A 20,406-nucleotide genomic window follows, 5' to 3' on the forward strand; every position below is an offset into this window, starting at 1 on the left:
CCGGCCCAGAACCGGCTCCGCACAGCACGTGTTGTCCGGATGTGGACGGTCCGGTCAACCTGTCGCATCCGTCCGCCGTCCCTTCTGTGTCACATCCGTCGCAAAGGGAAAACGTCGTGCGCCTGCCACTGATCCTGCCCTTGGCCGTCCTGCTGTTCGCCACGCCCGCGCCCGAGAGCGGCACGGTGGCGGCGTACACGTGCAGGACCACCGGTACGAACGAGACGCAGATCGTCAAGATGGACATCAAGCTCACCGTGCCCGCCACCGCCTCCGCAGGCCGGCAGATGACCATCGGCTGGCGCGGCTCGTACGTCGAGGGCGCCGAGCTCCGCGCCCCCGCCACCGGCCTGGACGGCGAGGTCAACCTCTACGCCTACGCCGCCGTCAGCGGGATCGACCGGCTGACCTCGGCGACGGGCGTCGGCAGCCCCGGCCTGATCGTCCCCGGGGCGGTCATCCCCCTCCCTCGGGACACGGTCGAGCTGCGGACCACGCCACGGGACCCGGGAACGGGCACGGTCCGGCCCGCGTCGGTGAACTTCGGGCCGACCCCGCAGAAACGCCTGATCGAGTGCGAACTCCAGGACAAGGACGCGCCGGCGTCGTACCCCCTGACCGTCACCGCCGCCGGCAGCACCCCGAGCACCCCGGACACGTCAGACACCCCGGACACCTCGGACACGGAGGCCACGCCACCGGACGAGAGCGCCGAGGACACGCCCACCGCCACGCCGACGGGCGGCGCGAACACCGGCGGCGGGGGCGAGGCGGGCCCCGACGGGCGGGCGCTGGTGCTGGCCGGCTCGCTGGTCCTCGCCGCCGCCCTCACCGGCTTACGCCTCCGCCGCCCGTCCCGCCCGTAGACGATCCGCGCCGGGCACGTGACTCGGCCGTCCGGGCCGGGCCACGTGTCATGCGTGCAGGTACGTGCTCCTATGATCCGATGCGTGGCCAAGTACTTCGACGTGCACCCTGACAATCCCCAGCCTCGCCTGATCGGCCAGGTGGTCGAGTCCCTGCATGCCGACGGGCTGATCGCCTACCCGACGGACTCGTGCTACGCGCTGGGGTGCCGGCTGGGCAACAAGGACGGCCTCGACCGGATCAGAGAGATCCGGCACCTCGGCAGCGATCATCACTTCACCCTGGTCTGCAAGGACTTCGCGCAGTTCGGTCAGTTCGTCCATGTGAGCAACGCGGTGTTCCGGCTGGTCAAGGCGGCGACGCCGGGCGGGTACACGTTCATCCTGCCGGCGACCAAGGAGGTGCCGCGGCGGTTGCTGCATCCCCGGAAGAAGACCGTCGGCGTCCGGATCCCCGATCACGTCGTCACCCAGGCGCTGCTGGCCGAGCTCGGCGAACCGCTGGTGTCGAGCACGCTGATCCTGCCCGGCGAGACGGAGCCCTCGACGCAGGGCTGGGAGATCAAGGAGAGCCTCGACCACATGGTGGACGCCGTCATCGATTCGGGGGAATGCGGCGCCACGCCGACGACCGTCGTGGACCTCTCACAGGACGAGCCCGAGATCCTTCGTCGCGGCACCGGAGACCCGTCCCTCTTCGAATAGGGCCGCCCGGCCGGCCCCCTTCGGGAGGCCGGCCGAGCCCGCTCTCACCCTGGACGGCCGGGAGCGGTGACCAGGGCGCTCTGCCCCGGTGCGACCTGCGTGACCACGGCGGGGGCGTCCGGGAAGCGGGCCTCCCAGCGGTAGGTGGTGGCGCTGGAGGTGTTGGTGAGCGTGGTGGCGGTCCTGCCGTCGTGCCGGACGGTGATCGTGCCGTCGCCCAAGGGGATGCCCGAGACCTCGGCCCAGGCGATGTCGTCGGGCAGGTGGGACAGCGTGGTCACGGCGTTCACGTCGGGTGTGACGCCGAGCAGGCCCTCGACGACCTGGCTGACGAGGGTGAAGGACACCTCCGGGTAGTCGCCGTTGAGCCCGCCCGCGACGTGCGGTTCCGCACGCCGGTCGAAGACGTGCCGCATCCAGCGCCAGGCGGCCGCGTTCCTGTCGTGGCGGAAGAAGGTGTCGGGCAGGTACGTGTAGGCCTCGATGTTGCGGGGACGCCCGGGGCCGGCGGCTTGGCCGTCGATGAAGTCGAGGTAGGCCTCGTTGCGCGGACCCGGCTCGATGAGGTCCTTGAGCGGCATGAACCAGCTGTTCTCACAGCCCCATCCGGTGACGGGGACGCCGTCCACGGTGTAGCCGCGCACCAGGTCCGCGGGGTTCTCGCCGACGCTCCAGACCTCGTTGAAGTGTCGCCTCAGCTCGGCGGCCCGGCGGGCGAAGTCCTCGCCGTCCAGGCCGCGGGCCCGGCTCAGGGCGCTCATCGCCAGGTATGCCTGGTACCGGGAGCCGACGGAGTCCCCCGCCTCCGCCAGGTGCTCGCCGGCCAGCTCGTTGTAGCTGGCCACGCCCTCGAAGATGCCCCTTCCGGTGGCACGCGGCACGATCTCCGTCAGCGCGTTGCGGTAGTAGGACCACAGCGCGGGATCCTCGGCGTAGGCGCGGTCCCAGGTCCATCGGTAGGCGGTCCCGGCCTTCTCCACCAGCTCGTACACCGCGGGCAGCTCGCGGACGAAGGAGTCGGGGCCGCGGTAGTCGATGGACAGGTAGGAGCCGTCGAAGTTGAACGCCCACACCGGGTGGAAGCCGTGCTCGGGGGTGGCCGAGGCGGCGAAGCAGCGCAGCATGGTGAGGTTGGCCTCGGCCATGCCGAGCAGGTGCGCGCCGACGATCTGGTGGGCGAAGTCGCGGGCGTAGAAGCCGCTGCGGTGTGCGTAACCCGCCCAGTACGAGGGCAGGTAGCGGCTCTGTCCCGTCCCCGCGGGCCGGTGCTCGTCGACGTCGACGGGGCCCTGCGAGCCGCCCTCGTGCCGCAGGCGCAGCGCCCTCGCCCGGGCCCACTCGAACATCGCGACCAGCTCGGAGCTGGCCGAGCCGATGCGCATCATGGGCCGATGCTGGGACGGATCACCAGCTCCCCGGGCAGCAGCAGCCCCGCCTGAGGGGTCGTGCCGTCCTCCACCGTCTGGATCAGACGGCCGATCAGCGCCCGCGCGATGCGCTGGAGCGGCAGCCGTACCGTGGTCAGTGCGGGATGGAGGAACGCGGTGAGGGGAAGGTCGTCGAAGGCGGCCAGGGCGAGATCGGCGCCGATCTCGATGCCCTCCTCCCTGGCCGCGGCGTAGACGCCGAGCGCGAGCCAGTCACCGGCGGCCACGACGGCCGTCGGGCGGTTGCGGCCGCGCAGCAGCTCACGGGTGACCGTGACGAGCTCCGCGGGTTCGTCGCCCGGCGCGGAGAACTCCTGCCCCACCAGGCCGTGCCTGCGGACGCCGGCGCGGAAGCCGTCTCTGCGGTCCTCCATCCACGGTTGCGCGCCGACGGAGGCCAGGAAGGCCACGCGCCGATGCCCCCTGGCGGCCAGCAGCCCGACCAGCTCGATGACCGCCTGAACGCTGTCGACGTCCACCCACGACTGCGGCTGGTCCGGCATCGTCCTGCCGAACGCGGCGAACGGGAACCCCGCCGCGGTCAGGTGCGCGACTCTGGGGTCGTCACGCATCACGTCCGACAGCAGGAAGGCGTCCACGGTGCGGGCCGCGATCACCTCGTCCAGTGCCTGCTCCTGACTCTGGCCCGGGCGCGGCCGCAGCAGCAGGATCCGGTAGCCGACCTCACCGGCCGAGGCCACCACGGCCTCCAGGAACCCGCCCATCAGCGGGTTGGGGTTGGCGGGGTCGTCCACCGGCGTCGGGTAGGCGATGATGCGCCTGGTGCCCGACTTGAGGCTGCGCGCCGACTGGTCGGGCCGGTAGCCGAGCTCCTCGATCAGCCGGGTCACCCGTTCCAGCGTCTCCGGCTTGAGCCGCTGGGGGGCGTTGAGCGCGTTGGAGATCGTCTGGCGGGACACGCCCGCCGCGCGGGCGACGTCCTCGATGGTGATCCCACGGCGTGCCGCCACTCAGTCTCTCCTCACCGTCAGCAGGCCCCCCACGGGTACCTCGACCACGCTCGCGCCGGAGGTGAAGCGCAGCTCGCCCTCGCTCACGAGCCGCCCGCCGCAGTCGCGGACCTCGGCCGTCGCGACACCCCGCCCGTACAGGACGACGCGGGTGTCGGGGGCGGCGTTGGCCACGAGCAGCTCCGCGATCTCCGGCACGTCCACAGGCAGGGCAGCGTACCGGGCCACGACCTCGCTCTCCTCACTGTAGGCCCGCACGAGCGGGTATCCGTGCTCGACCCCGTGCGGTTCCAGCACGCCGAGCTGCAGCGTGGCCAGGTGGCGCCGGAAGACGCCCAGCCAGAACCGGATGGCGGCGAGCTGGTCGGGCCGCTGGGCCGCCAGGTCCACGGAGATCTGCGGCACCGAGAAGAGCACGTTGATCAGGTGTACCGCGACCTGCTCGGCGGACTCGTCCGGATGCCAGAGGATCATGTCCGAGTGCACGGCCTGAGGTCCGGCGGTCAGCCGCAGGTCGATCGTCCGCTGCCGGTTCTCCTGCGGGCTGAGCGGGCAGTCCACCGCCCTGATCATGTTCGCGTACGGCCACAGCCCCGGGCTCGTGTACGGCTGGCGGTGCTCGATCAGCACGTCCGGCTTCGCCGCCCGGAGCCTGACGTCGAGCTCGCGCAGCAGCTCCGCCACCCCTTCGTCGGTGCCGAAACGGTCGACGAAGTCGATCTTCAGGCCGTCCGCGCCCCACTCCTCCACCGCTCGCGCCAGCTTGTCGACGAGGAACGCGCGCACCTCGGGGTGACGCGGGTCGAGGACGGCCGCGTCCATGTGGTCGAGGTAGCGCAGGAACTTCCCCTCGAAACGCTCGAACGCGGCGTTGTGCTTGCCCACGAACGGCAGCGCGTACCACAGCAGGTAGGCCATGCCGTCGCTCTGGACCCGCTGGATGTGCTGCCGGATGTCGGAGATGTTGGGCTCCCAGTCGCCGCAGAAGGCGTACCCCCGCGACCGGTCGGCCGTCTGCCACCCGTCGTCCACGATCATCGTGGCGCAGCCCAGCTCCTTCGCCAGACTGGCCTGGAGCTCCACCGACTCCCGCGAGACCTCCTGGTGCATGCTGTACCAGGTCGAGTACACGGGCAGCCGGGCCTGACGCGGCGTGGGCGGCAGGTCGCGGCCCTCCTGCCACCATCCGGCGACCTCGGTCAGCGCCGCGGAGAACTGCCGGTCCGACAGGTCCAGCCGGATCCGCAGCCCCTCGTTCTGCACGGTGAAGACGAACTCGCCGGTCTCCTCGATCACGCCGCCGGTGAAGCTGCCGGTCACCGAGGCCAGGGCCACCGTGCACAGGTTGGCCCCCGCCGTGCCGACAAGGCTGACGACGGGCGCGCCGGAGACCAGCCCGGCCGCCGCCGGAGAGCTCCAGATCGGCGGGATCCAGCGGGTGCCCGAGCCCGGCGTCCAGAAGGCCGCGGCGTCGACGCACGGCAGTCTCCACTGCGCCGCGGTCCCTTCTGGGGCGTCGATCAGCCAGACGTCCGGCGCGACCGGGGTGACCGTGATCGCCTCCGTACCGGCTATCGCCACCTCGACCTCGCCCGCGCGGACGACGGTCGTCTCCCCGAGGGCGTGCGGCTCCCAGATCTGCATGGTCAACCTTTCGTGGCCCCGGCCAGCAGGCCGGAGATGAACTGTTTCTGAAGGACGAGAAAGAGGATCATCATGGGCAGCGCGGAGATCGCGGTGCCCACCATGACCTGGCCGAAGTCGGTCCTGGCCAGCCCCTGGAGGGTGGCCAGCGCGACCGGCAGGGTGAACATCCCGGGCGTGCGCAGCGCGATCAGCGGCCACAGGAAGTCGTTCCACGCGCCGAGGAACAGGAAGACCGCCAGCGCCGCGAGCGCGGGCCGCATGACCGGCACCACCACCCGCCACAGCACCCGGAGCTCGCCCGCCCCGTCCACGCGCGCCGCGTCGAGCAACTCGTCGGGCACGGCCTGCAGCGACTGCCGGATGAGGAAGATCCCGAACGGAACGGTCAGGTTCGGCAGGATGAGCGCCGGGAAGGTGTCGATCAGCCCGAGGTCGTTCATCATCTCGAAGATCGGGATGATGGTGACGCCGCCCGGGATCACCAGCGTCGACAGCAGCAGGACGAAGAAGACGTTCCTGCCGCGGAACTCGAACTTGGCGAACGCGTAGCCCGCCAGCAACGCCACGACCAGCGCGATCGACGTCTGGACGGCCGCCACGAGCAGCGTGTTCCCCAGCACGCGGAGCAGGCCGATGGACTCCTCCAGCTTCGCGGTGTTCGCGCCGAGCTGGTCGCCCGGCGAGAACGTCGGCGTGGCGCCGAAGATGTCGGCGTTGGCGTGCGTGGCCGCCATGGTCAGCCAGTAGAACGGGCCGACGCACAGGGCGAAGCACGCGGCGAGCGCGAAGGTCAGCAGCCAGCCCTTCATTTCCTGCCTCCGGTGAGCTTGAGCTGCACCAGCCCGAAGCCGGCCACGATCAGCGTGAGCGCGTAGGCGATCGCCGAGGCGTAACCGAAGTCGAAGTAGCGGAAGCCGTTCTGGTACAGGTAGAGGGAGATCGTCAGGGTGGAGTTGTCCGGGCCGCCGCCGGTGAGCACGAACGGCTCGTCGAACAGTTGCAGCGTGCCGATCGCCGACAGCACGATCGTCAGCAGCAGGATCGGCCGCAGTTGCGGCACGGTGATCGACCAGAAGCGGCGGACCGCTCCCGCGCCGTCGACCATCGCCGCCTCGTACAGCTCCTTCGCGATGCTCTGCAGCCCGGCCAGGTAGATCACCGCGTTGTAGCCGCAGTAGTGCCAGGTCAGCGCGATGACGATGGCGATTCGCGCCCAGAAGGGGCTGCCCAGCCAGTCGATCGGGCTGACGCCGAACAGGCCGAGCAGCCAGTTGAGCAGGCCGGAGTCCTTGCTGAGGATCACCGAGAACATCACGCCGTAGGCGACCAGGCCGGTCAGCGAGGGCATGAAGACGCCGAGCCGCCACAGGGCGCGCAGCCGTACGAGCTTGGAGTTGAGGCCCAGCGCCAGCAGCAGCGCGAGGATCAGCATGATCGGCACCTGGACGACGAGGATCAGCGCCGTGTTCCACAACGACGTCCAGAACAGCGGGTCGTGCACCAGCCTGACGTAGTTGTCCAGTCCGGCGAAGGAACGCGCCGCCCCGGCGCCGGTCGTCAGGCTGATGTAGGCCGCCGCCAGGATCGGATAGCCCTTGAAGCAGACGAAGCCGAGCAGCGCGGGCAGCACCAGGAAGTACGGAACGTTTCTCCTGGTGAGCAGGCGGGCGGTCATCCCGCGAGCTTCCTGCCGGACTGCTGGGACAGCTGCTGGGCCGCCTGGCTCAGCGCGGCGGCCGGGTCGGCGCCCTTCAGCAGGACCTGGGTCTGCGCGTCACTGGCGAGCTTCAGCGCGCGGGCGTAGTCGCCGGAGTAGTAGGTGGCGTCCGCGCCCTCGCCCAGCGCGTCCACGAAGGTCTTGAGCGCGGGCTGCCCGCCGTAGTAGTCCGTGCCGGCGGTGAACCGCGGGTCGGCGTAGGCGGCGTTCAGAGCGGGGAAGACCCCGCCGTCCTTGAACATCTTGTTGATGACCTCGGGCCTGGTCAGCGCGTACTCAAGGAACTTGAACGCCTCCGCCTTGTGCGGGCTGGTTCCGGAGACCGACAGGTACGTGGAGTTGACGATCGCGGTGCGCTTGCCGCCCGGCACGACGGCCGGCGGCTGCATGACGCGCCAGAGCCCCTTCTGCTCCGGCCACGTCTCGGGGATGTAGCCGACGCCCCAGGCCGCCCACGGCAGCACCGCCACCTTGCCCTGGCTGATCAGCTTCTTCCGCGTCCCCTCGCCGGAGGTGTCGGCGACGATCCCGGCGTCGTTCATCTTCTTGATCAGGGTCATCGCCTGCACGGCGGGCGCCGAGGAGAGCGTGACCCCTCCCTGACGGTCGAAGTAGAAGGCGCCCTGCTGCTGCAGCAGCGACTGGAAGAGGTCCATGTCCACGCTACCGGCCGCCGGCTTGTTCAGGCCGATCAGATAAGCGCCCGTCTTCTCCTTGAGCTTCTTGCCCGCCTCGATCGCGTCGTCCCAGGTCCTGATCGCCGCGGAGTCGATGCCTGCCTTGTCGAACAGGTCCGAACGGTAGAAGAACCCGACCGGGTTGACCTCCCACGGCATCGCGTACGCCTTGCCGTCCTTGCCGGTGACCGTCGGCCACAGACCCTTGGCGAAGGCGTCCTTGTACTTGTCGGCGCCCAGCTCGCTCAGGTCCGCCAGCCCGCCGGGGAACTTCTCCATGTATCCGGGCAGGTAGTCGATGCCGATGTGCAGGACGTCCCCCAGGCCCTTGCCTCCCGCGGCCATCCCCACCGTGATCTTCTCCCAGATCGCGGGGTTCCCGACCACCTGGACGTCGACCTTGATGCCGGGGTTCGCCTGCTCGAAGTCCTTGGCCACCGAGGCCAGCCCGTCGGAGGCGGGCTTCCAGCTCCAGACCGTGATCTTCACCGGACCGGTGGGCCTCTGGTCGCTCCCGCCCCCGCCGCCGCAGGCCGTGACGGCCAGGGCGAGAGTCGCGGAGACGACCAGGACGGCACGTCGGTTCATGACGATTCCTTTCTCGGGGGGTGCAGGGCGGCGGCCAGACGCTGTACGGCCTCGCCCGAGGTGGTGGCATGGGGCGAGAGACGGATCCACTCGCCCCGCAGAGTCGTGGTGAGCCCGGCGGCGGCCAGCGCGGCATGGACGGCCGCCGGCTCCCGGCCGGGCATCGTGAAGGACCCGATCCCGCTCCACTCCCCGGCGCCACGTCTGGCGCCGGGCGGCGCCGGTCCGCCGGCGGGCGCGTCCAGCAGCACCCGTGCCCCGGCAGCGCGGGCCGTGTCGAGCAGCTCACCCAGCCGGTCGGCCGTCCTGCGGCCGATCTCCGCGACGCCGGCCTCCAGGACCAGCTCGATCGCGACGCCCAGGGCGGCGACGCCGGAATAGTCGGGATTGGTCATCGTGTGCGCGGCCGCTCCCGCGAGCGGCGGCCGGGGCGCGGGCCCCGCCAGCGGGCCCTCGACCCCCGACCACCCGCCGAGCCCTGGCGCCATCAGCCCGGCGACGCGGTCGCGGGCCAGGAAGACAGCCGCCCCCCATCCGGCGCGCAGCCACTTCTGCCCGCCGCAGACCAGCACGTCGGCGGCCTCCACCTCCAGCGGCACGGCGCCCAGCCCCTGGATGGCGTCCACGACCAGCACGCGTCCCGGCCCGAGCACCTCCTTCAGCGCGCCCAGCGGCGCCGGGTAGCCGGTGAGCGCGTCGACCGCGCTGACCGCGAGCGCCCGCACCGACGCGTCCAGGTGCTCGGCCAGCACCTGTGGGGTGAGGCGCGCTTCGTCGATCCACCGCACCCGGAGCCCGCCGCGCCCCTCGAACCGCAACCAGGGGTAGACGTTCGCGGGGAACTCACCCCGGGGCACCAGCACCACGCCCTCTCCGGGCAGCGCGGCGGCGGCGGCGAACAGCCCGTGGCTGGTGGAGGAGACGAACGCCACTTCGTGCTCGGCCGCCCGCAGCAGCCGCGCCGCCGCCGAGCGCGTCCGCGCCGCCCGCTCCTCGAACCAGGCCAGCGGCATGTCGCCGACGCGGCGGCGGGCCGACTCGGCCAAGACCGCCGCGACCGCGCTGGAGAGCGGCCCCAGCCGGGCGAAGTCGAGGTAGCCGGGTGGCTCCGCGAAAATTTGAACGTTCATATCCTCTGACGGCTCATCCAGGCATGACGAAGTGGGGAGTGTGTTGCTGACCGGGGATAACAGGGCTCAGCGATATGAACGTTCATATTACGCAGCTTCCTCATGGCCGCAAGCAAAGATTGCATAACGGCCCGGGGGACGCAGGGGCTCACACCTTCGGCCAGACCTGCGGGAAAATGCGAAAACCCCAGCTCAGCGTACTGAACTGGGGTTTCGTGCGGTGCGCCGCCAGGGACTCGAACCCCGGACCCGCTGATTAAGAGTCAGCTGCTCTAACCAACTGAGCTAGCGGCGCTTGCAGAGAGGAATATACCGGTGATCCGCATGTTGGTCGAATCGACCTGGGTCGGCCTCCTGCCGCTAGAATAAAGTTCGGCCTGCAGACAGGGAGCATCGATGTTCGACTCGCCCGCCGACGTGACGGCGCGGCTCGCCGCCGTGGACTACCTCTCCGACGACGCCATCTCCACCTCGGTGTTCCTCGCCGCCGCGCTGGGCAAGCCGCTGCTGGTCGAGGGGCCCGCCGGCGTGGGCAAGACGCAGCTCGCCAAGGCCGTGGCCCAGGCGACGGGCTCGGAGCTGGTCCGCCTCCAGTGCTACGAAGGTCTCGACGAGGCCCGCGCCCTGTACGAGTGGAACTACAAGAAGCAGCTGCTCCGCATCCAGGCCACCAGCGCCGACGACGACATCTTCACCGAGGAGTTCCTGCTCGAACGCCCGCTGCTGAAGGCGATCAGGTCGGCCGCCCCCACCGTGCTGCTCATCGACGAGACCGACAAGGCCGACGTCGAGGTCGAGGGCCTGCTGCTGGAGCTGCTGTCGGACTTCCAGGTCACCATCCCCGAGCTGGGCACGATCGCCGCCACCCGTAAGCCGTTCGTGCTGCTGACCTCCAACGCCACCCGCGAGCTGTCCGAGGCGCTCAAGCGGCGCTGCCTCTACCTGCACATCGAGTACCCGAAGCCGGAACGGGAGCGCGACATCGTGCTCGCGCAGGTGCCGACCATCCGCGCCGACCTGGCCGAACAGCTCGCCAGGACGGTCGCCACCATGCGGGCGCTGGAGCTGAAGAAGGCGCCGTCGGTCGCCGAGACCGTCGACTGGGCCAACACGCTGCTGGCCCTCGGCCGCGCGGAACTGGACGAGGCGACGGTGGCCGGGACGCTGGGCGTGGTGCTCAAGCACGCCTCCGACCAGACCCGGGCGATCAAGGAGCTGGGGCTGCCGGATGCCTGAGCGCGGATCGCTGGTGGACCGGCATGTCGGTTTCGTGCACGCGCTGCGCGAGGCGGGCCTGCCGGTGTCGCTCGCCGAGGGGCTCGACGCGGCCCGCGCGCTGCGGGTGATCGACCTGAGCGAGCGGGAGTCGCTGCGCGCCGCCTACGCGGCCACGCTGGTCAAGAAGCCGGCCTACCGTCCGGGCTTCGACGTGCTGTTCGACCTGTGGTTCCCGTCGTCCACGACCGGCATGTACGCCCCCCGCCCCGCCGAGGCCCGCCTGGACCCGCGCACGGCCCCGGTGGACGAGCTGCGCGAGCGCCTGGCGGAGCTGCTCACCGGCAGCACGGACGCCGAGCTGCGGGAGTTCGCCCAGGCCATGGTCGAGCGGTTCGGCCGCCAGCAGACCACTGGTCCTGGCCGCCAGAACTGGTTCTCCTACAGCGTCCTGCGCGCCCTGTCGCCCGAGACGCTGATGGCCCGCATCCTGCAGAACGTGCTGGCCGGGCAGGAGCGCGGCGGGCTGGCCGAGAAGACCGTGCGGCAGCGCGTCACCGGCAACATCCGGCGGTTCGAGGAGGCCGTGGCCACCGACGTGCGCCGGCGCATCGCCGAGGACTCGGGGATCGAGCGCATCGCCCGCTCGGCCGTGCGCCCGCCGCTCGACCAGATCGACTTCCTCCGCGTCACCAGGGCCGACCTGGCCAGGCTGCGCAAGGAGGTCCATCCGCTGGCCAGGCGGCTGGCCGCACGGCTGACGATCAAGCACAGGAAGGGGCGCAGGGGGCGGCTGGACTTCCGGCGCACCGTACGGGCCTCGCTGCAGAGCGGCGGCGTGCCGCTGACCACGCACTTCAGACCGCCCCGGCCGCACAAGCCCGAGCTGGTCATCCTCTGCGACACCAGCGACTCGGTCTCGTCGTTCGCCCACTTCACGCTGCTGCTGACGTACGCGCTGCGGGAGCAGTTCACGAAGGTGCGGGCGTTCGGGTTCGTGGACAGGGTGGACGAGATCACCCGCTTCTTCGTGCCCGGCGCGGACGTCGTGGAGGCCATGACGCGGCTCGCGGACGAGGCCGACATGTCGCGCTTCGGACGCACGAACTACGGCCACGCCCTGGAGGGCTTCGCCGAGCGCCACTCCGACGCCATCGGCCCGAGAACCTCGCTGCTGATCCTCGGCGACGCCCGCTCCAACTACCAGCCGCCGGCCCTCGACGTGCTCAGGCGCCTGACGTCGGGGGCCCGCCACGCCTACTGGCTCAACCCCGAGCCCAGGCAGCAGTGGGACACCGGCGACTCGGTCGCGAGCGAGTACGGCACCGTGGTCGAGATGCACGAGTGCCGCAACGTCGCCCAGCTCACCGCGTTCATCGAGACGCTGGCCTGACGGCGGTCAGACCTTCTGCAGCTCCCTGGCCGCGGTGCGGGCCAGCAGCTCGACCTGCTCGTCGGTGAACACCACGCCGTCGACCGCCTTGATGCGTCTGGCCACCAGGCGCGGCTTGAGCAGCGTGAGCCCCTCGCCGACCACGACGCCGCCGCGCGGCAGCAGCCCGCAGTGGACGGCCAGCATGGGCGAGATCGTGACCTCGATCCCGGTCTCGCGGGTCAGCAGCTCGGCGAAGGCCTCGGCGGTGTCCACCAGCGGTTTGGCCCATTTGGTGCCGTACTTCTCGCTGAAGAACAGCCTGCCGTTGTAGCAGCCGATCTCGGTGTCGGGGCTCCAGGACTCGTTGTCGATGACCCAGATGCCGGTCGGGCCGATCACGAGGTGGTCGATGGAGGCCTGGTCGCGGATCGCGCGGCCGTCGAGCACCTGGTAGCCGCGCCGGGCGAGCTGCCTGCGCAGCAGCCGGCCGGTGATCAGCTCGCCGCGCCGGGCGCCGCGCCAGACGGCCGTCGCGCGGAAGGAGCGCCAGTCGATGTACCAGTCGACGGCGGCCACGAGACCGGCGGTGACGGCCCCCCAGAACAGCATGTACTCCGAGCCGAACCGCAGCGCGAGCAGGATGCCGCCCACCGCGCCCACGCCCGCCTTGACGTACCGGGACCGGCGCCGGTTGGGCGCGTCCTCACGCCAGAACTTCTCGTACCACCACTGCGGGGATGAGCCTGTGTACTTTTCGTCCTGCTGCACGTAGATAGAGCCACCGGGCACGGCAAACTCCCCGAATGAGTAGAAACCCTCAGGATCTGCCACTCCGAAGATCCCTCGCCGGTCTAAGGCATACCCAAGCACGAACCAAGGTGAGCCTAAGGTGACGCAAATAAAACCTGCAAGACCGTCAACCGACCAGTCGGTATGCTATGGCGGGTGACAAGGGGGACGATGTGAAGGAAGAACCCGTCCGGCAGCGGTTGCTCGCCGAGGCGACCAGGCTGTTCGCGGCCCGTGGATTCGAGGGGACCTCGGTCCAGGAGATCGTCCAGGCGGCCGGCGTCACCAAGGGCGCCATGTACCACTATTTTGACTCAAAAGACGATCTGCTGCACGAGATCTACGCCCGCCTGCTCCGCATGCAGATGGACCGGCTGACGCGCATCGCCGACGGCCCCGGCACGATCCGCGAGCGGCTGCACCGGGCCGCGGCCGACGTCGTGGAGACGACGACCGCCAACCTCGACGACTCCAAGATCTTCTTCAGGTCGATGCACCTGCTCGCGACCGAGAAGCAGAAGACCGTGCGCGCCGAGCGCCGCCGCTACCACGAACGATTCCGCGACCTGGTGGCCGAGGGGCAGCGCACGGGCGTCCTCAGCGACCGGGTGCCCGCCGAACTGGTCGTGGACTACTTCTTCGGCTCGGTGCACCACCTGGGCACCTGGTTCCACGCGGACGGGCCGCTGACCGGCGCCCAGGTGGGCAAGCACTTCGCCGACCTACTGCTGAACTCCCTCGGGGCCGGGGACGCCGGCGAGTGAGGCCAGCGCCTCCCGATGGTCGCCGGGCGTGCCGAGCGCGATCTCGGTGGCCTTGGCGCGCTTGAGATACAGATGCACGGGATGCTCCCAGGTCATCCCGATCCCGCCGTGGAGCTGCACCGCCTCCTCGGCGGCGTGCACCGCCACCCCGGCGTTCCACGACTGCGCCACCGCGACCGCGATGTCCCCGGGATCGGCGGCCGCGCCGCGGGCGGCGGCCCTGGCCCTGACCACGTCCAGCCAGAGGTCGGCCAGCCGGTGCTTGATCGCCTGGAACGAGCCGACCGGCCGGGCGAACTGGTGGCGCTCCTTGACGTAGGCGAGCGTCGTGTCCAGGCACCACTCGGCCACGCCGACCTGCTCGGAGGCCAGCAGCCCGGCCCCGAACCTCAGCACGCCGGCCAGGTCGCACTCCCCCACGTCGCGGGCCGGCGTCCCGGACAGGGTGACGGTGGCGACCGGCCTGGTCAGGTCGAGCGAGGGCACGACCTCGACGGTGGCGTCCTCGACCTCGTACAGCCTGCCCTCGAAGGGGACGAGGAGCACGTCGGCCACGTCCGCGCCGGCCACGCCGGTGACGGCGCCGGACAGCCGCCCGCTCTCCAGCCGCACCGACGACCCGCGCTCCGGCCGGTACGGCGAGGCCGCGAACGACACGACCAGGGCCGCCGTCCTGCGGCCCTCGGCCAGCTCGCCGAGCAGGGCGTCACCGGTGGGCAGCAGCGCCTTGGTGGCCAGCACCGCGCTGGTCAGGAACGGCACCGGCGCCACGGCCCGGCCCAGCTCCTCCAGCACGACGGCCACCTCGCTGGCCGACGCGCCCGCGCCGCCCAGCTCCTCGGGCACGAGGAGCCCGGCGACGCCGATCTCGCCCGCCAGCGTCTTCCACAGGTCCAGGTCGTAGGGCTGCGACTCGACGCGCCCGAGCACCGCGGCGGGCGGGCAGCGGTCGGCGAGCAGGCCGCGCACGGCCGCCCGCAGCTCCTCCTCGACCTCGGAGTAGAGCAGAGTCATCGCGGCAGGTCCTTCCAGGGCACGTCCTTGTCGACGCGGGGCTCGGAGGGCAGGCCGAGCACCCGTTCGGAGATGATGTTGCGCAGGATCTCGGACGTGCCGCCCTCGATCGAGTTGCCCTTGGCCCGCAGGTAGCGGTAGCCGGGGCCGCGGCCGTAGAAGTCGACGTCCTCCGAGCGGCGGAACGTCCAGTCGTCGTAGCCCAGGTCGCGGCGGAGCTCGACGTCGAAGCCGGACAGCGCCTGGTTGAGCTTGGCGAACGACAACTTCATGCCCGAGCCCTCGGGACCGGGCTGGCCGGCGGCGAGCTGCTCGCGCAGCCGGGCCCCGGACAGGCGGGTGACCTCGGCCTCCACCCACAGCGCCAGCAGCCGCTGGTGCAGGTCGTGGGTGCGCAGCTCGGGGTGCGCGCGCCAGGCTTCCAGCACCGCGCCGACCATGCCGCCGCCGCGCCGGACGGGCGCGCCGCCGATCGCGACGCGCTCGTTCATCAGCGTGGTCTGCGCGACCCGCCAGCCGTCGCCGACCTCGCCCAGCCGCAGGTCGTCGGAGAGCCGCACGCCGGTCAGGAACACCTCGTTGAACTCGGCCTCGCCGGTGATCTGCCGCAGCGGCCGCACCTCGACGCCGGGGGCGTGCATGTCGCAGACGAAGTACGTCATGCCGCGGTGCTTGGGCACGTCCGGGTCGGTGCGGGTGACCAGGATCGCCCAGCGGGAGTGGTGGGCGCCCGACGTCCAGACCTTCTGGCCGTCGACCACCCACTCGTCGCCGTCCCGGACCGCGCGGGTGGCGAGCGTGGCCAGGTCCGAGCCGGCGCCGGGCTCGCTGAAGAGCTGGCACCAGATCTCCTCGCCGGTCCACAGCGGGCGCAGGAAGCGCCGTCTCTGCTCCGGCGTGCCGAACGCCAGGATCGTCGGCGCGGCCATGCCGAGGCCGATGCCCTGGACGCCGCTGTTGATCTGCGGCGTGCCGGCCAGCTCGTGCTCGACCACCTGCTGCAGCTCCCTGGCCGCGCCGAGGCCGCCGAGCCCCTCGGGGAACCAGACCCAGGCCAGCCCGGCGTCGAACCTGGCCCGCAGGAACTCCAGCCGGTCCCCCTCGGGGTCGTGCTCGCCCAGGAACGCGCGCACGCGCTCCTTGATCTGCGCTTCGTTCACATGAACCTCTTCAGCTCGCGATAGGCCAGGGACCGCTTGTGCACCTCGTCGGGACCGTCGGCCAGGCGCAGGGACCGGGCGCCCGCCCAGAGCGCGGCCAGCGGGAAGTCCTGGGAGACGCCGCCCGCGCCGTGCACCTGGATGGCCTTGTCCAGGATCCATTCGACGGTGATCGGGGTGGAGATCTTGATGGCCTGGATCTCGGTGTGGGCGCCCTGGTTGCCCACGGTGTCCATGAGCCAGGCGGTCTTGAGCACGAGCAGGCGCAACTGCTCGATCCTGATGCGGGACTCGGCGATCCAGTCCTGGACCACGCCCTGCTGGGCGACCGGCTTGCCGAACGCCGTCCTGGCCAGGGCCCGCTCGCACATCAGCTCGACCGCGCGCTCGGCCATGCCGATCAGGCGCATGCAGTGGTGGATGCGGCCGGGGCCGAGCCTGGCCTGCGCGATGGCGAAGCCGCCGCCCTCCTCGCCGATCAGGTTCTCGGCCGGTACGCGCACGTCCTCGAAGATCACCTCGGCGTGGCCGCCGTGGTCGGCGTCGGTGTAGCCGAAGACGTGCATGCCGCGCTTGACGTGCAGCCCCGGGGTGTCGCGCGGCACCAGGACCATGCTCTGCTGGCGGTGCTTGGGCGCGTCGGGGTTCGTCTTGCCCATGACGACGAAGATCTTGCAGTTGGGGTTCATCGCGCCGGAGATGAACCACTTGCGGCCGTTGATGACGTACTCGCCGCCGTCGCGGACGATCGAGGTGGCGATGTTGGTGGCGTCGGAGGAGGCGACGTCGGGCTCGGTCATCGCGAAGGCCGACCGGATCTCGCCGTCGAGCAGCGGGCGCAGCCACTCCTCGCGCTGCCACTGGCTGCCGAACATCGACAACACTTCCATGTTGCCGGTGTCGGGGGCGGCGCAGTTGGTGGCGGTGGGGGCGATGCTGGGGCTGCGGCCCATGATCTCGGCCAGCGGGGCGTACTGGAGGTTCGTCAGGCCGGCGCCGTGCGCGCCCGGCAGGAACAGGTTCCACAGGCCGCGCTTCCTCGCCTCGTCCTTGAGGTCGTCGAGCAGCGGTGGCGGGCTCCAGCCGGCGGCCGCGGCCTGCTCCTCGAAGGCGGGCTCGGCCGGATAGACGCATTCGTCCATGAAGCGGAGCAGGCGCTCGCGCAGGTCCTCGGTGACGGTGTCGAAGGCGAAGTCCATGCCGGTGAGCCTACCGACCGGCCGGTATGGATGTCGACAGGTGGTTCCCCGCAAAAAGGGCCAGGTGGCCGTCAACCTGCGACGGGACCGCCGCCTATCGTGGCGGCATGACCGCCAAGCTGCCCGCGCCCGTGGTGCTGGAGAACGACGTCGTGCGCCTCGAACCGCTCACCCTGGACCACGTCCCCGACCTGTTCGCCGCCGGCGGCGGGGACGACGAGCTGTGGCGCTGGCTGCCGATCGCCACCCCGCGCACCGAGGAGGACCTGACCAGGACGGCCCGCGCGCTCATCGGCGACGACCAGCACGTGCCGTTCGCGGTGATCCCCAAGGAGACCGGACGGCCGGGCGGCTGGACGACCTACATCGACGTGCCCGGCTTCGACGACAGCGTCGAGATCGGCTGGACCTGGTACGGCCGCGCCCACTGGCGCACCGCGGTGAACACCAACTGCAAGCTGCTGCTGCTCGACCACGCCTTCGGCCTCGGGTTCAACCGGGTCCTGCTCAAGACCGACGTGCTGAACCTGCGCTCCCAGGCCGCCATCCGGCGCATCGGCGGCGTGCACGAGGGAACCCTGCGCCGCCACCGCAGAAGGCCCGACGGCACCTGGCGCGACACGGTCTATTTCGGCATCCTCGAAGAGGAATGGCCGGAGCACCGGGCTCGACTGAACCGCTGAACGGAAGGCGGCATCTAATCCCGCATGACTGATCGGCTGGGAGGCTACTGGCTCGGCGCCCGGCTCGACGGCGGCGGGCGGACCACCGTCCGCGAGGCCTACGACGAGTCGGGCGGTCGCCATGCCCTCCACCTGCCCGGACCGGGCGCGTACGCGACGGTCCCGCAGGTGCGCTCGGTGCACGCGGCGCGACTGGTCGAGGCGTGCCCGCAGGGCGATCCGCCGTACCTGGTCAGCGAGTACATCGAGGGGCCGACGCTGCGCCAGGTCGTCGAGCGGCACGGCCCCTTCGCCGGTGACGACCTCTACCGCCTGGCCGCCGCCACGGCCACCGCGCTGGCCGCGGTGCACGAAGCCGGGGCGGTGCACGGGTCGCTCACGCCCGACAAGATCATCTTGGGCGCCGAGGGGCCGCGCCTGGTCGGGCTGGGGCTGGCCGACGCCGAGGCCGGCCCGGCGGACGACGTGCGGGCGTGGGGGCGCGTCCTGCTGTTCGCCGCGTACGGGCTCACCGAGCGATTAGGCAACGGGGAGCGCCTCGACCGGCTGTTACGCGGCCTGGTCGCCGCCGCGCTCCACGACGACCCCGAGCGGCGCCCGGACGCCCGCCACCTGCTCATGTCCCTGCTCGACGCCCCGCAGTCCCAGCTCGGCCGCCTGCTGCCGCCGGAGCCCATCGACGACCCGCCGCTCGGCGTCCGCGCCGAGGCCCTCTACCTCCAGCTCTGCCGGGCGGACCAGGATCTGGTGCCCGAGGTCTTCCTGCGCCTGGTCGGGCTCGACGAGTCCGGCGGCGACACCGTGGCCCCCGCCCTCCGCGACGACCTGGTCGCCGGACGCGCCCCCGACGAGGTGGCCGCGATCGACCGGGTGCTGGAGGCGTACGGGAAGGCCGGAATCCTGACGATCGGCGACGGGGGATCCCTCACGATCACCTACACGGCGCTGCTGCGGGCCTGGCCGCGCCTGCACGAATGGCTGGACGGCGAGCGGGAGGGCCTGGCCGTGCACCGGGAGCTGGCCAGGGCGGCCCGCGCCTGGGAGGCGGGCGGGCGCCGCGAGTCCGACCTCTACCAGGGCGAACCCCTCGACCGGGCGATGGCGTGGGCGGCCGGCGGGCGCCGACGGGTCACCCTGAGCCCCGGCGAGCAGACCTTCCTGGACGAGGGGCTCGCGCGGGCCCGCGGCGGCGCGCGCAGGCGCCGGAGGCTCGTGGTCGGGCTGCTGTCGGGCCTGTTGTCGGTCGCGCTGCTGGCGGCGCTGCTCGCGGTGTGGCAGCGGGGGGCCGCCGACGGGCGGCTGGAGCAGGCGATGGCCAAGGTCGCCGCGTCGCGGGCCGAGGCGCTGCGGGTGGCCGATCCGGTGACCGCGCGCCGGCTGAGCCTGGCGGCCTGGCGGCTGGCCCAGGTGCCGCAGGCGCGGCGGGCGCTGACGGCGGCGGCCGCCGACCCCGCCGTGGACGTCTTCACCGACCCGCAGGCCGGGCCGCGCTCGCTGTACGCGATCAGCGACGACGGCTCCCGGCTGGCCGCGCTGACCGACGACACGGTACGCGTCTACGACGTCCCCGGGCACCGGCGGCTGGCCGAGACGGCCGGTCCCGAGCAGAGCGTGCGGGCGATGGCCTGGTCCCCCGACGGGCGCACGCTGGCCTTCGTCGGCGTGGACCGGTCGTACCTGTGGGACACCGCGTCGGGGCAGGGCGTGGGGCCGCCGTTCGGGAGGGGGCTGGGGGCGCCGGGCGAGCAGTCGGCGTGGTTCAGCCCGGGCGGCGGGCTGCTGTTCGCGGCGGCCCGGCAGTCGGGCGAGCGGTGGGCCTGGGACCTGCGGGCCCGCCGGGCGGCCTTCGTCGGCGAGTACGCGGTGGCCGGTCCCGGCGATCGGGTGGCGCTGACGTTCGAGGGACGGCGCTCGGCGATCAGGCGCGGCGGCCGCGTCACGCCCGCGCCGTGGCTGGACCGGATGCCGTGGGAGTACACGACGTTCGCGCCGGACGGCGAGCGGGTGGCCATCGCCGAGGAGACCGGCATCCAGATCTACGACCTGGACGGCGTGCCCGTGCTCGGCACCCGGCTGCGCCCCTCCCCCGGCCACCTGCGCTTCAGCCCGGACGGGCGGCTGCTGGCCGGGACGGACAACGACCGGGTGCGGGTGTGGCGCGTCCCGGACCGCGTGCTGCTGGCCGAACGCCAGGTGCCGGTGGGCGGCGCGGACCGGCCGCCGCGGGCGGTGCTGGCGGACGACGGGCGTACGGCCCGCGTGCTGGCCGCCGGCGGGACGGTGCTCACGCTGGACCTGGCCCGCTCGCCCGCGGCCGGTGACCCGGCGTCGGCGGTGTGCGCCCGCTACGGGGGCCTGTCGGCCGCCGACTGGGCCCGGCACCTGCCCGAGGTGCCCTACCGGGCGACCTGCCCCGGCTGACCCTTGCCGATTCCGGCCGATCACGGGGTTACGCGAGTTTTTCTCGAATTCGTGGCGT

18 protein-coding genes and 1 tRNA gene are annotated in these 20,406 nt (G+C 71.7%); 7 read left to right on the forward strand and 12 right to left on the reverse strand.

Going from position 1 to position 20,406, the window contains the following annotated elements:
* The first annotated feature begins 116 nt into the window (after nucleotides 1-116).
* Nucleotides 117-866: a hypothetical protein gene (locus ACWEJ6_RS00665; protein WP_452420343.1), complete on the forward strand. Its 750-nt coding sequence runs from the start codon at nucleotides 117-119 to the stop codon at nucleotides 864-866.
* Nucleotides 867-950: 84 nt separating this feature from the next.
* On the forward strand, nucleotides 951-1,571 hold the full coding sequence (locus tag ACWEJ6_RS00670) for an L-threonylcarbamoyladenylate synthase (RefSeq protein WP_452420345.1): 621 nt from the start codon (nucleotides 951-953) through the stop codon (nucleotides 1,569-1,571).
* A 44-nt stretch (nucleotides 1,572-1,615) separates the two neighbouring features.
* Here ACWEJ6_RS00670 and ACWEJ6_RS00675 read toward each other — a convergent pair whose 3' ends face one another.
* The 8 genes from ACWEJ6_RS00675 to ACWEJ6_RS00710 all read right to left on the reverse strand — a co-directional run bounded on the left by ACWEJ6_RS00675 (nucleotide 1,616) and on the right by ACWEJ6_RS00710 (nucleotide 10,023).
* Nucleotides 1,616-2,956, reverse strand: coding sequence for a hypothetical protein (locus ACWEJ6_RS00675; protein ID WP_452420347.1), 1,341 nt, complete (start codon nucleotides 2,954-2,956; stop codon nucleotides 1,616-1,618).
* Nucleotides 2,953-3,969, reverse strand: coding sequence for a LacI family DNA-binding transcriptional regulator (locus ACWEJ6_RS00680; protein WP_452420349.1), 1,017 nt, complete (start codon nucleotides 3,967-3,969; stop codon nucleotides 2,953-2,955). Before ACWEJ6_RS00680 ends, ACWEJ6_RS00675 begins: the two co-directional genes overlap by 4 nt.
* Nucleotides 3,970-5,613, reverse strand: coding sequence for a glycoside hydrolase family 36 protein (locus ACWEJ6_RS00685; protein WP_452420351.1), 1,644 nt, complete (start codon nucleotides 5,611-5,613; stop codon nucleotides 3,970-3,972). It lies immediately after the preceding gene.
* Between the two features lie 2 nt (nucleotides 5,614-5,615).
* Entirely contained in the window at nucleotides 5,616-6,425 is an 810-nt protein-coding gene (locus tag ACWEJ6_RS00690; RefSeq protein ID WP_452420353.1) for a carbohydrate ABC transporter permease, read from the reverse strand.
* Nucleotides 6,422-7,291 (reverse strand): carbohydrate ABC transporter permease, encoded by an 870-nt coding sequence (locus tag ACWEJ6_RS00695; protein WP_387670834.1) that lies wholly within the window; start codon nucleotides 7,289-7,291, stop codon nucleotides 6,422-6,424. The genes ACWEJ6_RS00690 and ACWEJ6_RS00695 overlap by 4 nt, the downstream gene beginning before the upstream one ends.
* Entirely contained in the window at nucleotides 7,288-8,598 is a 1,311-nt protein-coding gene (locus ACWEJ6_RS00700) for an ABC transporter substrate-binding protein (protein ID WP_452420355.1), read from the reverse strand. Before ACWEJ6_RS00700 ends, ACWEJ6_RS00695 begins: the two co-directional genes overlap by 4 nt.
* A complete protein-coding gene (locus tag ACWEJ6_RS00705) occupies nucleotides 8,595-9,728 on the reverse strand; it encodes an aminotransferase class V-fold PLP-dependent enzyme (protein ID WP_452420357.1) in 1,134 nt (377 codons plus the stop codon). The genes ACWEJ6_RS00700 and ACWEJ6_RS00705 overlap by 4 nt, the downstream gene beginning before the upstream one ends.
* 221 nt (nucleotides 9,729-9,949) lie before the next feature.
* Nucleotides 9,950-10,023 (reverse strand) — tRNA-Lys (locus tag ACWEJ6_RS00710).
* A 101-nt stretch (nucleotides 10,024-10,124) separates the two neighbouring features.
* Here ACWEJ6_RS00710 and ACWEJ6_RS00715 point away from each other — a divergent pair.
* Both ACWEJ6_RS00715 and ACWEJ6_RS00720 read left to right on the forward strand, forming a co-directional pair.
* On the forward strand, nucleotides 10,125-10,964 hold the full coding sequence (locus tag ACWEJ6_RS00715; protein ID WP_452420359.1) for an AAA family ATPase: 840 nt from the start codon (nucleotides 10,125-10,127) through the stop codon (nucleotides 10,962-10,964).
* Entirely contained in the window at nucleotides 10,957-12,336 is a 1,380-nt protein-coding gene (locus ACWEJ6_RS00720) for a vWA domain-containing protein (protein ID WP_452420361.1), read from the forward strand. The genes ACWEJ6_RS00715 and ACWEJ6_RS00720 overlap by 8 nt, the downstream gene beginning before the upstream one ends.
* 6 nt (nucleotides 12,337-12,342) lie before the next feature.
* Here the strand turns inward: ACWEJ6_RS00720 and ACWEJ6_RS00725 are convergent, their stop codons facing one another.
* Entirely contained in the window at nucleotides 12,343-13,107 is a 765-nt protein-coding gene (locus ACWEJ6_RS00725) for a nuclease-related domain-containing protein (protein WP_358288252.1), read from the reverse strand.
* A gap of 149 nt (nucleotides 13,108-13,256) precedes the next feature.
* Here ACWEJ6_RS00725 and ACWEJ6_RS00730 point away from each other — a divergent pair, with 149 nt between their 5' ends.
* The gene (locus ACWEJ6_RS00730; protein WP_387655549.1) at nucleotides 13,257-13,871 is read left to right on the forward strand and encodes a TetR/AcrR family transcriptional regulator; all 615 of its coding nucleotides are present in this window, start codon (nucleotides 13,257-13,259) and stop codon (nucleotides 13,869-13,871) included.
* Here the strand turns inward: ACWEJ6_RS00730 and ACWEJ6_RS00735 are convergent.
* From ACWEJ6_RS00735 to ACWEJ6_RS00745, 3 genes are read right to left on the reverse strand one after another with little or no spacing between them, the layout of a single operon-like run.
* Complete coding sequence (locus tag ACWEJ6_RS00735) at nucleotides 13,830-14,885, reverse strand: acyl-CoA dehydrogenase family protein (RefSeq protein WP_387670843.1); 1,056 nt, start codon at nucleotides 14,883-14,885, stop codon at nucleotides 13,830-13,832. The genes ACWEJ6_RS00730 and ACWEJ6_RS00735 overlap by 42 nt on opposite strands.
* Nucleotides 14,882-16,045 carry an acyl-CoA dehydrogenase family protein gene (locus ACWEJ6_RS00740; RefSeq protein ID WP_387670845.1) on the reverse strand — a complete coding sequence of 388 codons (1,164 nt, stop codon included), beginning with the start codon at nucleotides 16,043-16,045 and terminating at the stop codon, nucleotides 14,882-14,884. Before ACWEJ6_RS00740 ends, ACWEJ6_RS00735 begins: the two co-directional genes overlap by 4 nt.
* Nucleotides 16,042-17,244, reverse strand: coding sequence for an acyl-CoA dehydrogenase family protein (locus tag ACWEJ6_RS00745; protein WP_352352052.1), 1,203 nt, complete (start codon nucleotides 17,242-17,244; stop codon nucleotides 16,042-16,044). The genes ACWEJ6_RS00740 and ACWEJ6_RS00745 overlap by 4 nt, the downstream gene beginning before the upstream one ends.
* A gap of 107 nt (nucleotides 17,245-17,351) precedes the next feature.
* Here ACWEJ6_RS00745 and ACWEJ6_RS00750 point away from each other — a divergent pair, with 107 nt between their 5' ends.
* Both ACWEJ6_RS00750 and ACWEJ6_RS00755 read left to right on the forward strand, forming a co-directional pair.
* Nucleotides 17,352-17,927, forward strand: coding sequence for a GNAT family N-acetyltransferase (locus tag ACWEJ6_RS00750; protein WP_358288267.1), 576 nt, complete (start codon nucleotides 17,352-17,354; stop codon nucleotides 17,925-17,927).
* Nucleotides 17,928-17,951: 24 nt separating this feature from the next.
* On the forward strand, nucleotides 17,952-20,348 hold the full coding sequence (locus ACWEJ6_RS00755; RefSeq protein ID WP_452420364.1) for an nSTAND1 domain-containing NTPase: 2,397 nt from the start codon (nucleotides 17,952-17,954) through the stop codon (nucleotides 20,346-20,348).
* The last annotated feature ends 58 nt before the right edge of the window (nucleotides 20,349-20,406 follow it).

This window comes from Nonomuraea sp. NPDC004702, assembly GCF_053601695.1.

Excerpts from the sequence above, each read along its gene's own strand:
- ACWEJ6_RS00675 (WP_452420347.1), bottom strand. The coding sequence starts at position 2,956 with ATGATGCGCATCGGCTCGGCCAGCTCCGAGCTGGTCGCGATGTTCGAG.
- ACWEJ6_RS00685 (WP_452420351.1), bottom strand. The coding sequence starts at position 5,613 with ATGCAGATCTGGGAGCCGCACGCCCTCGGGGAGACGACCGTCGTCCGC.
- ACWEJ6_RS00690 (WP_452420353.1), bottom strand. The coding sequence starts at position 6,425 with ATGAAGGGCTGGCTGCTGACCTTCGCGCTCGCCGCGTGCTTCGCCCTG.
- ACWEJ6_RS00695 (WP_387670834.1), bottom strand. The coding sequence starts at position 7,291 with ATGACCGCCCGCCTGCTCACCAGGAGAAACGTTCCGTACTTCCTGGTG.
- ACWEJ6_RS00700 (WP_452420355.1), bottom strand. The coding sequence starts at position 8,598 with ATGAACCGACGTGCCGTCCTGGTCGTCTCCGCGACTCTCGCCCTGGCC.
- ACWEJ6_RS00705 (WP_452420357.1), bottom strand. The coding sequence starts at position 9,728 with ATGAACGTTCAAATTTTCGCGGAGCCACCCGGCTACCTCGACTTCGCC.
- ACWEJ6_RS00715 (WP_452420359.1), top strand. The coding sequence starts at position 10,125 with ATGTTCGACTCGCCCGCCGACGTGACGGCGCGGCTCGCCGCCGTGGAC.
- ACWEJ6_RS00720 (WP_452420361.1), top strand. The coding sequence starts at position 10,957 with ATGCCTGAGCGCGGATCGCTGGTGGACCGGCATGTCGGTTTCGTGCAC.
- ACWEJ6_RS00730 (WP_387655549.1), top strand. The coding sequence starts at position 13,257 with ATGGCGGGTGACAAGGGGGACGATGTGAAGGAAGAACCCGTCCGGCAG.
- ACWEJ6_RS00735 (WP_387670843.1), bottom strand. The coding sequence starts at position 14,885 with ATGACTCTGCTCTACTCCGAGGTCGAGGAGGAGCTGCGGGCGGCCGTG.
- ACWEJ6_RS00745 (WP_352352052.1), bottom strand. The coding sequence starts at position 17,244 with ATGGACTTCGCCTTCGACACCGTCACCGAGGACCTGCGCGAGCGCCTG.
- ACWEJ6_RS00750 (WP_358288267.1), top strand. The coding sequence starts at position 17,352 with ATGACCGCCAAGCTGCCCGCGCCCGTGGTGCTGGAGAACGACGTCGTG.
- ACWEJ6_RS00755 (WP_452420364.1), top strand. The coding sequence starts at position 17,952 with ATGACTGATCGGCTGGGAGGCTACTGGCTCGGCGCCCGGCTCGACGGC.